The sequence below is a fragment of the Pseudomonas sp. DL genome (assembly GCF_047199225.1).
Classification (GTDB): domain Bacteria; phylum Pseudomonadota; class Gammaproteobacteria; order Pseudomonadales; family Pseudomonadaceae; genus Pseudomonas; species Pseudomonas aeruginosa.
This window is the reverse complement of sequence record NZ_CP178323.1, coordinates 963,256-978,714: the sequence shown is the minus strand read 5'-3', so window position 1 is coordinate 978,714 and position 15,459 is coordinate 963,256. Positions and strand designations below refer to the sequence as shown.

General features: G+C 67.4%; 14 protein-coding genes. 8 read left to right on the top strand and 6 right to left on the bottom strand.

Annotated features, from left to right (window positions below; all coding sequences use genetic code 11):
• From ACI766_RS04570 to ACI766_RS04550, 5 genes are all read left to right on the top strand, one after another.
• The gene (locus tag ACI766_RS04570; RefSeq protein WP_004345887.1) at positions 1 to 2,301 is read left to right on the top strand and encodes a CHASE2 domain-containing protein; all 2,301 of its coding nucleotides are present in this window, start codon (positions 1 to 3) and stop codon (positions 2,299 to 2,301) included.
• Between the two features lie 404 nt (positions 2,302 to 2,705).
• A complete protein-coding gene (locus tag ACI766_RS04565) occupies positions 2,706 to 3,632 on the top strand; it encodes an ABC transporter ATP-binding protein (RefSeq protein ID WP_003118243.1) in 927 nt (308 codons plus the stop codon).
• Positions 3,629 to 4,363 (top strand): ABC transporter permease, encoded by a 735-nt coding sequence (locus tag ACI766_RS04560; RefSeq protein WP_003102804.1) that lies wholly within the window; start codon positions 3,629 to 3,631, stop codon positions 4,361 to 4,363. The genes ACI766_RS04565 and ACI766_RS04560 overlap by 4 nt, the downstream gene beginning before the upstream one ends.
• Positions 4,364 to 4,372: 9 nt before the next feature.
• Complete coding sequence (locus tag ACI766_RS04555; RefSeq protein ID WP_023085934.1) at positions 4,373 to 6,175, top strand: GldG family protein; 1,803 nt, start codon at positions 4,373 to 4,375, stop codon at positions 6,173 to 6,175.
• A 1-nt stretch (position 6,176) separates the two neighbouring features.
• The gene (locus tag ACI766_RS04550) at positions 6,177 to 7,184 is read left to right on the top strand and encodes a DUF4340 domain-containing protein (protein WP_003114913.1); all 1,008 of its coding nucleotides are present in this window, start codon (positions 6,177 to 6,179) and stop codon (positions 7,182 to 7,184) included.
• 231 nt (positions 7,185 to 7,415) lie between these two features.
• Here the strand turns inward: ACI766_RS04550 and ACI766_RS04545 are convergent, their stop codons facing one another.
• Positions 7,416 to 8,585, bottom strand: a complete 1,170-nt coding sequence (locus ACI766_RS04545; protein ID WP_010793421.1) for a mandelate racemase/muconate lactonizing enzyme family protein — start codon at positions 8,583 to 8,585, stop codon at positions 7,416 to 7,418.
• A 157-nt stretch (positions 8,586 to 8,742) separates the two neighbouring features.
• On the opposite strand from ACI766_RS04545, the gene ACI766_RS04540 reads away from it, so the two are divergent.
• From ACI766_RS04540 to dxs, 3 genes are all read left to right on the top strand, one after another.
• Positions 8,743 to 8,985: an exodeoxyribonuclease VII small subunit gene (locus tag ACI766_RS04540; RefSeq protein ID WP_003093283.1), complete on the top strand. Its 243-nt coding sequence runs from the start codon at positions 8,743 to 8,745 to the stop codon at positions 8,983 to 8,985.
• Entirely contained in the window at positions 8,982 to 9,869 is an 888-nt protein-coding gene (locus tag ACI766_RS04535) for a polyprenyl synthetase family protein (protein ID WP_003114915.1), read from the top strand. Before ACI766_RS04540 ends, ACI766_RS04535 begins: the two co-directional genes overlap by 4 nt.
• A gap of 108 nt (positions 9,870 to 9,977) precedes the next feature.
• Entirely contained in the window at positions 9,978 to 11,861 is a 1,884-nt protein-coding gene (dxs, locus tag ACI766_RS04530; RefSeq protein WP_003102816.1) for a 1-deoxy-D-xylulose-5-phosphate synthase, read from the top strand.
• Between the two features lie 237 nt (positions 11,862 to 12,098).
• Here dxs and ACI766_RS04525 read toward each other — a convergent pair whose 3' ends face one another.
• The 5 genes from ACI766_RS04525 to ACI766_RS04505 form a co-directional block, all read right to left on the bottom strand.
• The gene (locus tag ACI766_RS04525; RefSeq protein WP_003102817.1) at positions 12,099 to 12,896 is read right to left on the bottom strand and encodes a cobalamin-binding protein; all 798 of its coding nucleotides are present in this window, start codon (positions 12,894 to 12,896) and stop codon (positions 12,099 to 12,101) included.
• The gene (locus tag ACI766_RS04520) at positions 12,896 to 13,315 is read right to left on the bottom strand and encodes a hypothetical protein (RefSeq protein WP_003118238.1); all 420 of its coding nucleotides are present in this window, start codon (positions 13,313 to 13,315) and stop codon (positions 12,896 to 12,898) included. The genes ACI766_RS04525 and ACI766_RS04520 overlap by 1 nt, the downstream gene beginning before the upstream one ends.
• Positions 13,312 to 13,929 (bottom strand): GTP cyclohydrolase II, encoded by a 618-nt coding sequence (gene ribA, locus ACI766_RS04515; protein ID WP_003110510.1) that lies wholly within the window; start codon positions 13,927 to 13,929, stop codon positions 13,312 to 13,314. Before ribA ends, ACI766_RS04520 begins: the two co-directional genes overlap by 4 nt.
• A 130-nt stretch (positions 13,930 to 14,059) precedes the next feature.
• Positions 14,060 to 14,704: a TIGR02281 family clan AA aspartic protease gene (locus tag ACI766_RS04510; protein ID WP_003093301.1), complete on the bottom strand. Its 645-nt coding sequence runs from the start codon at positions 14,702 to 14,704 to the stop codon at positions 14,060 to 14,062.
• A gap of 2 nt (positions 14,705 to 14,706) precedes the next feature.
• A complete protein-coding gene (locus ACI766_RS04505; protein WP_003102821.1) occupies positions 14,707 to 15,453 on the bottom strand; it encodes a substrate-binding periplasmic protein in 747 nt (248 codons plus the stop codon).
• Between the last annotated feature and the right edge of the window lie 6 nt (positions 15,454 to 15,459).

Below are 15,459 nucleotides of genomic sequence, written 5' to 3'. Positions count from 1 at the left end.
ATGAAGGCGCTCGACCGCCAGGACGAGCCCAGCCAGGCGCAGCGGCTGTTCCGCGGCCTGGTGCGCGAATGGCTGCTGGTCAGCCTGCTGCTCCTTCCGCTCACCGCCCTGCTTTCGCTGAGCAGCGGCCTGCCGCTGAACAACCTGCTCTACGACCGCCTGCGCAACCTCGCCCCGCTGGCCGTCGATCCGCGCATCCTCGTCGTCGCCATCGACGACCGTAGCCTGGAAAGCCTCGGTCGCTGGCCCTGGCCGCGCAGCGTCCACGCCGAGCTGCTGGATCGCCTGGCCGCCGCCGGCGCACGCAGCGTACTGCTCGACGTGATCTTCAGCGAACCCTCCTCCAATCCGGACAGCGACCGCCAGTTGGCAAGATCGCTGTGCCGGGCCGGCAACGTCCTCCTGCCACTGCTGCGCGAAAGCGTGCCGCGCTACGGCGAACCGCCACGGGAGATACCGCCGACCGCGCCGCTGGCCGGCTGCGCCGCCGGCATCGGGCATATCAACGTCGAAGCGGACAGCGACGGCACGGTGCGCAGCGTCTACCTGCGCGAAGGACCGCTCGGCCAGCCGCGCCCGCTGCTCGCCTGGCAAGCATTCGCCGATGCCGGCGTCATGCCCATGCCCGGCCTCGACGACATGCGCAACCTGCCCGGCTGGCAGCGTGACCACGCCATCCGCATTCCCTTCATCGGTGCCGACGCGGGCTTCCCCAGCGTGCCCTACGTCAGCGTGTTGCGCGGCGAGGTGCCAGACAGCCTGCTGCGCGACCGCCTGGTCCTGGTCGGCGCCACCGCGCCGGGCCTCGGCGACCGCTATGTCACCCCGCTGTCGGCCAGCCTCGGCACCACGCCGGGGGTGGAGATCCAGGCCAACATTCTCAACGGCCTGTTGCAGCAGCGCACCGCCGTCGACCTGCAACCCTGGCTCGCCGCCCTGCTCTCCGCCGCCAGCGTAGCGCTGCTGCTCGGCCTGATGCTGTTCCGCTCGCGCCACGCCTTGCTCCTCACCCTGGCCTGCGCGGCCCTGGCCCTGGGTCTTTCCTGGGCGCTGCTGCTCAACGGCTGGTGGTGGTCGCCGCTGGCCAGCCTGGTCGGCCTGCTGCTGGCCTACCTGATCTGGAGCTGGCGCCGGCTGAACGCGGTGCTCGCCTACTTCGGCTGGGAACTGGCGCGCCTCGACCGCGAGCCCAAGGTGCTGCCCGAGCGGGCCAGCCCCCCGCGCGCCGGCAACGATCCATTGCAGAACCGCATCGCCGCCCTGGAGCAGGCGGTCAGCCGCACCCGCGACAGCCGGCGGTTCATGGCCGACGGCCTGGAAGGCCTGCCGGTGGCGACCCTGATCTGCGACCCGCAGGGGCAGATCCTGCTGGCCAACCGCAAGGCACGCGACCTGTTCGGCGGCGAGCTGCGCGGCGCCGAACTGCGCCAGCGCCTGGCCGAACTCGGCCATCCGAGCCTCGCCGGTGGCGCCCGCCCAACGCTGGAAACCCTGGAAGCCATCGAGTTCCGCGACCACCGGGAACGCGACCTGCGCCTCGACCTGGCGCGCCTGCTGCCGGTCGAAAGCGAAACCGCCATCGGCTGGCTGGTGAGCCTGATCGACCTGAGCGCCGAACGCGATGCCGAGCGCCAGCGCGCCACCCTCCTGCGCTTCCTCTCCCATGACCTGCGCGCGCCGCACTCGGCGATCCTCGCCCTGCTCGACGTCCGCCCCGCCGAGGACGAAGCCGGCCAGCAGGTCTACCGACAGATAGAGCAGCAGGTCCGTCGCGCCCTGGGCCTGACCGACGCCTTCGTGCAACTGGCCAAGGCCGAATCCGACGCCTACCGCTTCGAAGCGTGCATGTTCACCATGTTGGCGATGGACGCCGCCGACCAGCTCTGGCCCCTCGCGCAACAGAAAGACATCGACCTGCGGCGCGACTGGGACGACGAGCAGGAACCGATGGTCTGGGCCGACCCCGGCCTGCTCACGCGCGCGCTGTTCAACCTGCTGGAGAATGCGGTCAAGTACAGCCCGGCGGGGACCGTCGTCAGCCTGAGCATCCGCCTCGAAGGCGACTGGCTGAGCTGCCGGATCGTCGACCAGGGCAAAGGTATCGCGGCCGCCGAACTACCGCGCCTGTTCAGCCAGTACCAGCGCTTCGCTTCCGCCGAGGGCAGCGCCGGCCTGGGCCTGGGGCTGGCCATGGTCAAGACGGTGATCGACCGGCACGGCGGCAGGATCGGTTGCCAGAGCCAGGTTGGCCAGGGCACCACTTTCGAGATTCGCCTTCCGCTGCTGAAAGGCGAGGAATAACCGCTACTGGCGGAAGTCGGGTCTTCCTCCAACTTGCATTGGTCTCGAAGTTCGGAAGATCCAGGCGGCCGGGCTATTCCGCTTCCCGTCTATCGAAACGGCAACTGCCTTCCCTCGTGAAACTCCGCAGGGGGAATCGACGCGTCCCCAACATAGGCACCAGCGAGCGCGACATGGCCGCGTTCCCACAGCGGAACCAAGGCGCTGCGCCAGCTACAGGGCTGCCCTGGAAGTCTCGATAACTTCCATCTTTTAACGAGAGTTCGTAGGAAGTTTCCCAACAATATAAGTAACTAATCTCAAAAAGAGCCCACTGGAAAAACCAGCCAATAACTCCCGGTAATCTACCGCGCTCATGCGATCCCCTACGCATAACAGCAAACGGCTCAACTTCCAGTGAAACCATGATCGACATAGACAGACTGAGCAAACGCTTTTCCGGCCGGACGGTGGTAAACGACTTGAGCTTCCGCATCGACCGGGGAGAGATCGTCGGTCTCCTCGGCCCCAACGGAGCGGGCAAGTCGACCACCCTGAAGATGCTTTCCGGCTTCCTCGCGCCGAGCGCCGGCAGCGTACGCATCTTCGGCTTCGACATGCAGGACAAGGCGCGCCAGGCACAGAAGCTGATCGGCTACCTGCCGGAGAACGCTCCCAGCTACGGAGAAATGACGGTCGAGGGCTTTCTCGCCTTCGTCGCGTCCATCCGCGACTACAGCGGACGGGAAAAACGTCGGCGCATCGACAGCGCCATGGACTGCATGGAGCTGCGGGATGAGCGCAGGAGCATCATCGAAACCCTGTCCAAGGGCTTCAAGCGCCGCGTCGCGCTGGCCCAGGCGATCCTCCACGATCCCGAGCTGCTCCTGCTCGACGAGCCCACCGACGGCCTCGACCCGAATCAGAAGCACCAGGTCCGGCAACTGGTGAAGAACCTCTCGGAAAGCAAGATCGTGGTGATTTCCACGCACATCCTCGAGGAAGTCTCGTTCATGTGCAGCCGCGCCCTGGTGATCAACGGCGGCCGCCTGCTGGCCGACAACACCCCGGGCGAACTCAGGACCCGCAGCCGCTACCACCATGCCGTCAGCCTCAGCATCGAAGCACCGGTAGACCCGCTGGCCATCGCCATGCTCCCCGGCGTCGCCGGTATCGAAGGACGCCCCGACCGGGCCGGCACCCTGACCATTCTGGCCCGCCCCGGCGCGCAGATCCTTCCCGCGCTCAACCGCCTGATCCACGGCAGCGGCTGGCGGGTATCCGGGGTGCGTACCGAACACGGCCAACTGGAAGAAGTGTTCCGCCAACTGACCCGAGAAACCCCCGCATGACCGCCATCGGCACCATTTTCAGACGCGAGCTGGGCAGCTACTTCGCCACGCCGCTCGCCTATGTGTTCACCCTGGTATTCCTCGTCCTCTCCGGCGTGGCCACCTTCTACCTGGGCGATTTCTTCGAGCGCGGCCAGGCCGACCTGGCGCCGTTCTTTTCCAGCCTGCCCTGGCTCTACCTCCTGCTGATCCCCGCGCTGGCCATGCGCCTGTGGGCCGAGGAGCGCAAGTCCGGCTCCATCGAGATGCTGATGACCCTGCCCGTCTCCCGCGCCACCCTGGTCACCGGCAAGTTCCTCGCGGCCTGGTTCTGCGCCGGGCTGGCGTTGCTGCTGACCTTCCCGATGCCGCTGACGGTGAACTACCTCGGCTCGCCCGACAACGGCGCGATCATCGCCGGCTACCTGGCCGGCTGGCTGCTGTCCGGCGGCTACCTGGCCATCGGATCCTGCATGTCGGCGCTGGCGAAGAACCAGATCATCGCCTTTGCCCTGACCGTTCTCGTCTGCCTGCTATTCGTCGGCGCCGGCACTCCCCACGTACAACAGGCGCTCTCCGGCTGGCTTCCGCAATGGCTGCTGGACGGCATTGCCTCGCTGAGCGTGCTGGTCCGTTTCGAGGCGCTCGGCCGGGGCGTGCTCGACGTCCGCGACCTGGCCTACTTCTGCAGCCTGATCGTCGCCTGGCTGGTCGCCACCACCATCGTCATCGACCTGAAAAAGGCAGCGTAGGAAACATCCATGAAACGAACCCTGTACTCGGGCGTCGGCCTGCTGCTGGTCGGCCTGCTGTTCCTCGCTTTCAACCTGCTGTCCAGCCTGCTGCTGCGCGACCAGCAGTTCGACCTCACCCAGCAGAAGCTCTACACCTTCAGCGCCGGCACCCAGGAAGTCCTCGACAGTCTCGACGAACCGCTCAACCTCTACCTGTTCTTTTCGAAAAGCCGCGCCAGTGACCTGCCCGCCCTGCGCAACTACGCCCGCCGCGTCGAGGAAGTGCTGGACCTCTATGCACGGCGGAGCCATGGCAATGTCCGATTGTTCGTGATCGATCCCCTGCCATTCTCCGACGACGAGGACCGTGCCGCGCGCTTCGGCCTGCAGGCGCCGCCCATCGGCCCGAATGGCGAAGCCATCTACTTTGGCCTGGCGGCCACCAACCCGACCGACGGCCTCCAGGTGATCCCGTTCTTCTCGCCGGAAGAAGAGCCGCTTCTGGAATACGATCTCAGCCGCCTGGTCCAGGCACTCGCACAGCGGGAACGCACGGTAGTCGGCCTGATGAGCTCGCTGCCGATGACCGGGCAGGCGCCCACCGACGGGCAGCCGGGCAGCAGGCCCTGGGCGATGATGGACAAGCTCTACCAACAGTTCGACATCCGCACCCTGGGGCTCGCTTCGACGGAAATCCCCGCCGAAGTCTCGGTGTTGATGCTGGTGCACCCCAGGCAATTGTCCGAACAGACCCAATACGCCATCGACCAGTTCGTCCTGCGCGGCGGCAAGCTGCTGGCCTTCGTCGACCCTCTGAGTCTCGCCGATGCAGACGGCGGGAAAAGCTCCGACCTGGCCCCGTTGCTGCGCTCCTGGGGCGTCCAGTTGCGGCCGGATACCCTGCTGGCGGATGCCTCGTTCGCCATGATCAAGCCCAACGCCGAACGTCGTCCGGAGCGCAATCCGACCTGGCTACACCTCCCCGGCGACACGTTCCCCCACGACAACGTGCTGACCACCGGCCTGGAAAGCCTCAACCTCGCCAGCGTCGGCCTGCTCGAACCTCTCGGCGGAGCCTCGACGCGCTTCATTCCGTTGCTGCACAGCTCGGCGCACAGCATGCCGCTGTCGCTGGAACGCTTCCGCCAATCCTCGACGGAGCAGCTCAACGCCACCCTGGTCCCGACCGGGGAACGCTACGTGCTGGCCGCCAAGGTCGAGGGGCCGGCGACGAGTGCCTTCCCTGCGGACCGCGGGAAGCAAGGTGAAGGCCTGAGCGACAGCGCGAACATCCATGTGCTGTTGGTCGCCGATACGGACCTGCTGAGCAATCCGCTCTGGCTCCAGGAACAGCCCGGCCACAACGAGCCGCAGGTATGGGCGGACAACGACCTGTTCGTCGGCAATGCCCTCGACTACCTCTCCGGTTCGGACGCGCTGATCGACCTACGCTCGCGAGGCCATACGAAGCGCCCGTTCACCCGCGTGGAAGCGCTCCGCCGCGAGGCCGGGCTGCGCGCCCAGGAACAGCTCAACGCGCTGCAGCAAAGCCTCAACGACACCGACAGGAACCTGCGCACCTTGCAGCAATCGATGGACGCCGGCGACCAGGAGGTGACTCCGGAAATGGAAGCGACGCTGCGCCGCTTCATCGATGACAAATTGCGCATCCGCCAGCAACTACGTCAATTGCAGTTCCAGCTGAATGCCGATGTCGAGCGCCTGGGGGAACAGGTGAAACTGGCCAATACGGTCCTGCTGCCGGCACTGCTCACCCTGTTCCTCCTGCTACATTGGAGCTGGCGCAGCATACGCCGGAGGAGGGGCTGACATGCGCCTGCGTAACGTAGCGGGACTCGCTCTCGCCCTGGCGCTGTTCGCCGGAATCTTGGGCTGGCTCCACGAACGGCAGCAACCGCCCGCGCAACCGCCTGCGAGCCGCGCCTGGCTGCCAGGGCTGAAACCGCACCAGGTGACCGCGCTGTGCATCGCCACCCCCGGCCAACCGACGATCCGCGCCAGGCGCGATGGCAAGGACTGGATGCTCGCCAGCAAGGACGGCTATCCCGCCTCGGGGGAAACCATCCGGCAGCTGTTGCGCAGCCTGGCCGACGCGCGCCTGCTGGAGGAAAAGAGCGCCTCGCCGGAAAACCGCGAACGCATGGGACTCTCCGACCAGGGCAAGGGCCAGGCCAGCCGGATCACCCTGGAGCGCGGCGACGCGCCGCCGCTGGTCCTGTTGCTGGGCAAGCGCACCTCGCAGGGCGGGCAGTTGGTCAGGCAGGCCGACGATGAGGGGGCCTGGCTGATCGACCGAACGGTCGGCCTGCCGGTCAACGACCTGGCCCTGCTCGACCCTCGGTTGACCGACCTGCCATTCGAACAGTTGCGCGAACTGACCCTGTCCTATGGCAACGGCGTACGGCTGAACATTTCCCGAGCCAGTGAAAAGGACGATGGCATCCGCCTGCGACAGTTCCCATCCAGGCCACAGTTGATGGGCGAGGCGGAAGCCGAGCAGGCCGCACGCCTGTTCGCTGCGCTCAGGCTGCTGGAGGTCGCGCCGGCCAAGGCCTCGCGGCAAAAACCGCTGCTGACCTTCACGCTCAAGAGTTTCGCCGGCGGCACGCTGCAGGGCCAGCTTCTGGAACTGGAGCGCCAGTACTGGTTGCAACTGACCGACAGCAAGGGCTTCGCCGACGGGCAGGTCTCAGCCGTCAAGGGTTGGCGCTACCGCGTGGAGGGTCTGAGTCCGGATACCGCTCCCGCGCCCCAGCCACCCAAGGCATCGCCGGTGAAGCAAAGCAAGCCGGCCAAGCCCTCGTCGCCCAAGTGCTGAGCGCTCTCGCCAGGCGCCGCTCGCAGCCGGCGAAATAGAGCCCCGCGGGATGCTGGGCAGGACTGGCCGAGTTTGCTAGAGTAGCGCTTCCTTCACGAGCCCTCGGCTCGTCGATGCAGAATTCCTAAGGCAGGCGCGGCTTATCAGAAGTAAGCCAACCCCACCCCAGAAAAGCCGGCCACAAGCCGGCTTTTTTAATGCCTCCGCACAACCCCAGCCAATCACCGTTCTCTAGGCCTCCAGAAGCTTGCGGAACAGCCCGGCAAGTGTCGCCTGGCGCTCGAAGCCGATACCAGGCGATTGTGGCAATCCCGCCAATCCCGAGGAAAACGGCAGGGCACCGGCGAAATCGTCGAATGGCCGGAAAGCCGACGGCGTAGCCTCGGCCCAACCCAGGCGCAGGGCCGCCACCAAGTGCAGGCTGAACAGGTAGCCGGCGTGCGGGCGGAAGGCCGCGCGCGGCCAACCCCGGGCGCACAGGTGGTCGAGTATCGCCAGGTAGCCCGGCAGGCCATAGCAATGCACGGGGTCGAACACCAGCACGTCGCGCTCCCGCCGCACGCCGCCATAGAGATCCAGCAAGCGAGCCTCGGCCAGGGAGAACAAGGCCTCGCCGGCACCGATGGGCCCCGGATAGATATCCGCCACTTCGGCCTGGGTAGGGAAATCGTGGGGGTCGCAGATGTCCTCGAACCACCACAACCCCAGCGGCGCCAGGGCTTTCGCTGCGTCGACCGCGCCCTCCGCGTCGTAGCGGTTCATCGCGTCGACCGCCAGCCGCGAAGCGTCGCCGAGAACCCGCAGCGCCCTGTCGATACGGCGCCGGTCCTGGTCCAGCCCGGCCGCGCCGATCTTGATCTTGGCGTGGGTGTAGCCGAGATCGACGAAGCGCCGCAGTTCCTCTTCCAGGCGTCCCAGGTCGTCGTGCGGATAGGGGTAGCCGCCGCCGGCGTAGACCGGTACGCGCTGCGGATAGTCTTCCGCCAGCCCCAGGCGTCGCGCCAGGAAGCGATGCAGCGGCAGGCCGGCGGCCTTGGCCGCGGCATCCCACAGCGCCATGTCCAGGGCGCCCACCGCGACGCAGCGTTCGCCGTGGCCGCCGGGCTTCTCGTCGCGCATCATCAGGTCCCAGGCTCGCAACGGATCGATGCCACTGCCGTCGTCGCTCGCCAGGCTGTCCGCCGGAGCCCCCAGCAGGCGCGGGGCGAAACGCTCGCGGATCAGCCCGCCCTGGGCGTAGCGCCCTACCGAGGCGTGGCCGTAGCCGACCACACGCCGACCGTCGCGCACGGTATCGGTGAGCACCGCCACCAGGCTGGTGCTCAAACCACCGGTGGCAGCCGCCACGCCGGCGTAACGGGAAAGGGGAATACTGCGTTCCCGGACCTCCTGGATGCGCATCGCCTGTCGGCTCCTCCTCGCTGGACCTCTCTCCACCTTAGCCAATGCCGCCGCCATGGTCGTCCCGATCGGTCGTAGCGACCTTCCGCCGATTTGCCCGGCCCCCGCCCCTCTGCTAGTGTCGCGGGGTTTTGTACACCTCGCCGAGACTCCCCCGATGGCCCGCAAGAAAACCCTCGATTTCGAACAGTCCCTCACCGAGCTGCAAACCCTGGTGGAACGCCTGGAAAGCGGCGAGCTGTCGCTGGAAGAGTCGCTGGGCGCCTTCGAGCAGGGCATCCGCCTGACCCGCGAATGCCAGACGTCGCTGAGCCAGGCCGAACAGAAGGTACAGATCCTCCTCGAACGCGACGGCGAGCTCAGCGAAGCGCCGTTCGATGCGGAAGGCGACGAGGCATGATCGCGGCCTACCAGGCGCGCTGCCAGGCGCGCGTCGATGCCGCCCTGGACGCCCTGTTCGTCGCTCCCCGCGAAGAACTGCAACGCCTCTACGAGGCCATGCGCTACAGCGTGATGAACGGTGGCAAGCGGGTTCGCCCGCTGCTCGCCTACGCCGCCTGCGAGGCCCTCGGCGGAGCGCCGCAGCGCGCCGACGCCGCGGCCTGCGCGGTGGAGCTGATCCATGCCTACTCGCTGGTCCACGACGACCTGCCGGCGATGGACGACGACGACCTGCGCCGTGGCCAGCCGACCACCCACCGGGCCTTCGACGAAGCCACCGCGATCCTCGCCGCCGACGGCTTGCAGGCGCTGGCCTTCGAAGTGCTCGCCGACACCCGGCGCAATCCGCAGGAACATGCCGTCTGTCTGGAAATGCTCACCCGCCTGGCGCGCGCCGCAGGCTCCGCCGGCATGGTCGGCGGCCAGGCGATCGACCTCGGCTCGGTCGGCGTGGCCCTCGACCAGGCGGCCCTGGAAGTCATGCACCGGCACAAGACCGGCGCGCTGATCGAAGCCAGCGTGCGCCTCGGCGCCCTCGCCAGCGGTCGCGCCGAGCCCGCCTCGCTGGCCGCCCTGGAGCGCTACGCCGAAGCGATCGGCCTGGCCTTCCAGGTGCAGGACGACATCCTCGACGTGGAAAGCGACACCGCCACCCTCGGCAAGACCCAGGGCAAGGACCAGGCGCACAACAAGCCGACCTATCCCGCCCTGCTCGGCCTGGAGGCCGCCAAAGGCTATGCCCTGGAGCTGCGCGACCTGGCCCTGGCCGCCCTCGACGGTTTTCCGCCGAGCGCCGACCCGCTGCGCCAACTGGCCCGCTACATCGTCGAGCGACGCAACTGACCGACGGGTCGTCGGAAGTCCCCGGCAAAGGTAGGGGCTCCCTTGCTTGGGCGCGGCCGGTGCATCAGGTAAACTGCTGGCCTCTCCGGATTGCATAACGACAGCCTGATGCCCAAGACGCTCCATGAGATTCCCCGCGAGCGCCCCGCCACGCCCCTGCTCGACCGCGCCTCTTCGCCGGCCGAACTGCGCCGGCTGGGCGAGGCGGACCTGGAAACCCTGGCCGACGAGCTGCGCCAGTACCTGCTGTATACCGTCGGCCAGACCGGCGGTCATTTCGGCGCCGGCCTCGGCGTGGTCGAGCTGACCATTGCCCTGCACTACGTCTTCGACACTCCGGACGACCGCCTGGTCTGGGACGTCGGCCACCAGGCCTATCCGCACAAGATCCTCACCGAGCGCCGCGAGCTGATGGGCACCCTGCGCCAGAAGAACGGCCTGGCGGCCTTCCCGCGCCGCGCAGAGAGCGAGTACGACACCTTCGGCGTCGGCCACTCCAGCACCTCCATCAGCGCCGCCCTGGGCATGGCCATCGCCGCCCGCCTGCAAGGCAAGGAGCGTAAGTCGGTGGCCGTGATCGGCGACGGTGCGCTGACCGCCGGCATGGCCTTCGAGGCACTCAACCACGCCTCGGAAGTCGACGCCGACATGCTGGTGATCCTCAACGACAACGACATGTCGATCTCGCACAACGTCGGCGGGCTCTCCAACTACCTGGCGAAGATCCTCTCCAGCCGCACCTATAGCAGCATGCGCGAGGGCAGCAAGAAGGTGCTCTCGCGCCTGCCCGGGGCCTGGGAGATCGCCCGGCGCACCGAGGAATACGCCAAGGGCATGCTGGTCCCCGGCACCCTGTTCGAGGAGCTAGGCTGGAATTACATCGGCCCGATCGACGGCCACGACCTGCCGACCCTGGTGGCTACCCTGCGCAACATGCGCGACATGAAGGGCCCGCAGTTCCTCCATGTGGTGACCAAGAAAGGCAAGGGCTTCGCCCCGGCCGAACTGGATCCGATCGGCTACCACGCGATCACCAAGCTGGAAGCTCCCGGCAGTGCGCCGAAGAAGACCGGCGGACCCAAGTATTCCAGCGTCTTCGGCCAGTGGCTGTGCGACATGGCCGCCCAGGACGCGCGCCTGCTCGGCATCACCCCGGCGATGAAGGAAGGTTCCGACCTGGTGGCCTTCAGCGAACGCTACCCGGAACGCTACTTCGACGTCGCCATCGCCGAACAGCATGCCGTGACCCTGGCCGCCGGCATGGCCTGCGAGGGCATGAAGCCGGTGGTAGCGATCTACTCGACCTTCCTCCAGCGCGCCTACGACCAGTTGATCCATGACGTCGCCGTGCAGCACCTCGACGTGCTGTTCGCCATCGACCGCGCCGGCCTGGTCGGCGAGGACGGCCCGACCCACGCCGGTAGCTTCGACATCTCCTACCTGCGCTGCATCCCCGGCATGCTGGTGATGACCCCCAGCGACGAGGACGAGCTGCGCAAGCTGCTCACCACCGGCTACCTGTTCGATGGCCCGGCCGCGGTGCGCTATCCGCGCGGCAGCGGCCCCAACCATCCGATCGATCCGGACCTGCAACCGGTGGAGATCGGCAAGGGCGTGGTCCGTCGGCGCGGCGGCAGGGTCGCACTGCTGGTCTTCGGCGTGCAGTTGGCGGAGGCGATGAAGGTCGCCGAAAGCCTCGACGCCACGGTCGTCGACATGCGTTTCGTCAAACCCCTCGACGAAGCCCTGGTACGCGAATTGGCGGGCAGCCACGAACTGCTGGTGACCATCGAGGAAAACGCCGTGATGGGCGGCGCCGGCTCGGCGGTCGGCGAGTTCCTCGCCAGCGAGGGCCTCGAAGTCCCGCTGCTGCAACTGGGCCTGCCCGACTACTACGTCGAACACGCCAAGCCCAGCGAGATGCTCGCCGAATGCGGCCTGGATGCCGCGGGCATCGAAAAGGCAGTACGCCAGCGTCTCGACCGGCAGTAGCGCCAAACCCAGCGACAACGGCGGATAACCGCGTTGCGGTTATTCGCCCTACCCCCCAATTGCCGTAGGGCGAATAACGCCACCGGCGTTATCCGCCGATACACCACCATACCGACATACCCCGCCGACTGGCAGCGATAACCGCGTTGCGGTTATTCGCCCTACCCCCCAATTGCCGTAGGGCGAACAACGCCGCCGGCGTTATCCGCCGATACAGCGCGCGATACCGGCAAGCATTCAGCGCGCCCCGGCGAGCGAGCGGCAGAGTTTCTCGGTCGCCGCCAGCATGGCGAAGCTCGGCCGCTCGAGGTTCTTGTCTTCGATCCGGTACAGCTGTCCGCGCCGCGTCGCCGCCAGCGCCGGCCATTGCCGCCAGAGTTCGAGCTGGGCGTGACTGCCGGCGACGATGACCGCCGGATCGCGCGCCAGAACCGCCTCGACGCTGACCTGCGGCGCCGGCTGCGGCAGGTCGCCGAATAGGTTCTCGGCGCCGCAGACGCGCAGCGCATCGCTGATCACCTGGCGTCCGCCAATGGTGTACAGCGGCCGGTCCCAGACCTGGTAGAACACTTTCAGCGGCTTGTCCCGCCGGTAGCGCTCGGCCAGGCGCCGCATGCCTTCGCGGAACCTGGCCGACAACCGCTGGCCGGCCTCGGCCTCGCCCAATGCCTCGCCCAGCGCAGCCAGTTGCAGGGCCAGTTCGTCGAGGCTGTGCGGTTCGGCGATGAAGAGGGCGATGCCGAAGTCCCGCAGGCGCTGCAACTGCGCCTCGGGCACGCTGCCGGGCCAGACCAGGATCAGGTCGGGCTGCAGTTCCAGCAGGCGTTCGAGATTGACCTGGCCGTAGCGGCCGACGGAAGGCAGGTCGCCAATCGCCGCCGGACGCTCGCCGCCATCCAGCACGCCGACCAGGCGGCGCGCTGCGCCGAGTTCGAGGACGCTGTCGGTCAGCGAAGGCGCCAGGCTGACCACCCGCTGCGCCGCCCCGGCGGAAAGGCTGAGGAGCAGGCAGGCGAGCAGCCAGAACGAGCGCATCAACCGAGTTGACGCGGAATACGGTAGAGCCAGAACAGCACCAGGCTGGTGACCCCGAGCAGGATCAGCGCAACGCCGTTGAGCCCGGCGAACACACCCGGCACGCCGATCCAGGCCGGCAGGCTGGCGCCGAACAGGGCCTTGCGGCGCACCTGCGCCAGACGGGCCCAGGCGGCGGCTTCCTCCGCCGTATCCAGCGCTTTCTGGGTGGCGATGAGACCACGCTTGTAGGCACCGAACAGCGGCAGGTTGACGAACATCGACAGCAGCGCGGCGATGAACAGCGGCATCGCCAGGCCATGGGGAAGGGGTTGCAGTTCGCCGAGGAAGAACTCGACCAGGATCAGCGGCAACAGCGCCAACGCCAGTTGCAACCACCAGGCACGTCCCAGCGCGCCGCGGGCTTGCTGGCGACTCACGTGGTTTCCGCCTCGCCCTGGTGCAGGCTGCCGAGCATGTGCCCGAGCTTGCCGGCCTTGGTCGCCAGGTAGCGCCTGTTGTGCTTGTTCAGGCCCTTTTGCAGCGGCACGCGCTCCGCCACGGTGATGGCGTAGCTTTCCAGCGCCTTGACCTTGCGCGGATTGTTGGTCATCAGGCGCAGGGAGGAGACGCCCAGGTGCGCGAGCATCGGCTGGCACATGGCGTAGTCGCGCTGGTCGGCGCCAAAACCCAGTTGCAGGTTCGCCTCGACGGTGTCGGCACCGCCATCCTGCAATTCATAGGCACGGATCTTGTTCAGCAGGCCGATGCCGCGACCTTCCTGGCGCAGGTAGAGGAGCACGCCGCGGCCCTCCTCGGCGATGGCGGCAAGCGCGCCTTCCAGCTGGAAACCGCAATCGCAGCGCAGGCTGAACAGCGCGTCGCCGGTCAGGCATTCGGAATGCAGGCGACCAAGCACCGGCGCGCCATCGGCGATGTCGCCCATGCTCAGGGCTACATGTTCCTTGCCGCTCTCCTCGTCGAGGAAACCATGCATGGTGAATTCGCCGAAGGGAGTCGGCAGTTTGGAGGCGGCGACGAACACGACGGACACCGGGGAACTCCTAGGGAAACGGAAGTCCGCCATTGTACCAGCAGCGTCCGGCGCCCGGTCAGCTCGAAATGCCGCAAATACCTATCGAGATGGACGATGAATAGAACCCCGGGTTATGAGCGAGCGACATTCAATGCTTGGCCTCGATAAGCAGCATTCCCTGTTCCTCGCGCCAACGCACCCGGTTGAGGAAACTCATGCCGAGCAGGGCTTCGGTCGGATAGCCACCCTCGATCACCGCCGCCTCGACACCCAGCAACTCGATACCGCCGATCTTCACCCGGTCCAGGGTCACCCGCCAGCCGCGCGAGGTTCCGCTGGCAGTGGAGGCGACCATCGGCTTGCCGTCCACCCGGTAATCGATACCCAGGCGGCGCGCCTCGTTCTCGTTCATGGCGATGCTGGTGGCGCCGGTATCCACCAGGAACTGCATGTTCTGCCCGTTCACCGAGCCAGCCACCCAATAGTGCCCGCCCGTACCGCGGGCGATGCTGAAGCTTTGCCGCTGCGGCGCCGAATAGCCTGCCTCGTTGTATTCGCGGCTCAGTTCGTAGGTGCGCTCGACGCCGTCGATCCGCAGCACCGCCTTGCGGCTGTCGGCGCTGACCACCTGGACGCCCTGCGGGCCGGTCTGGCCGACCCTGACCAGCTTGCGCTGGCCATCGACGTTGAGTACCGCCGCGCCGGGGAACAGGCCGACCACGAACACCTGGGGCGCGGCCAGCGAGGACAACGCGAGAACGCTGGAAAACAGGGCGACGCACAGCCGCAGCATGATCACTCCTTGGGTGGCAGGATTGCCTTCAACGGCGCATAGGGCCAGTTCCAGCGGGCGAAGATCCGCTCCAGCTCGCCGCTGGCATGCAACTGCCGCATGCGCCGGTCGAACAGCGCCAGCAGCTCACGGCCCCTGGGGGAATCGGAGAAGCCAAGATACAGCGGCAACCGAGTGACGTCGGTGATGCGGTACTCAGCCGCCAGCGCTCCGGCCCCTGCGAGCATTTCCTCGAGTTCCGGACGCGAATCGATGAAATAGTCGACCCGGTGGTTGAGCAGCATCGGCAGCGCCGAGGTGCGGCGCTGCAACTCGCTGTGCGGGGTCAGGGTAGGGAAATAGCGGGCGAAGGCGTAGCCACGCATCCATGACAGGCGGAACCGGCTCAGGCCCTCCAGTGGCGGCGGCGGATTGTCTTTCAGGGAAAGCACGGCGATCGGATCGACGTCATAGGGCCAGCGAGGATAAAGCGCTTCGTCGATTTCCCCGCGGTAGGCGCCGACCCAGGCGTCGGCCTCGCCGCGCAGGACCAGGCCGACCGCCCGGGTATAGGGCTCGTTGGCGATCCGCAGGCGTACCCCGGCCGGCTCGTAGACGGCCCGCAACAGGTCCCAGGCCACCCCGCGACCGTCCTCCTGGGTGTAGCGCGTCCAGGTTTCGCTGACCACGCGGATCTCGCCCACGGAGGGGGCGGCGGAAGCGACGCCGGGCAGCAGCCACAGGCAGCAGAACAGGACGAGCAGACGCATGGGAGG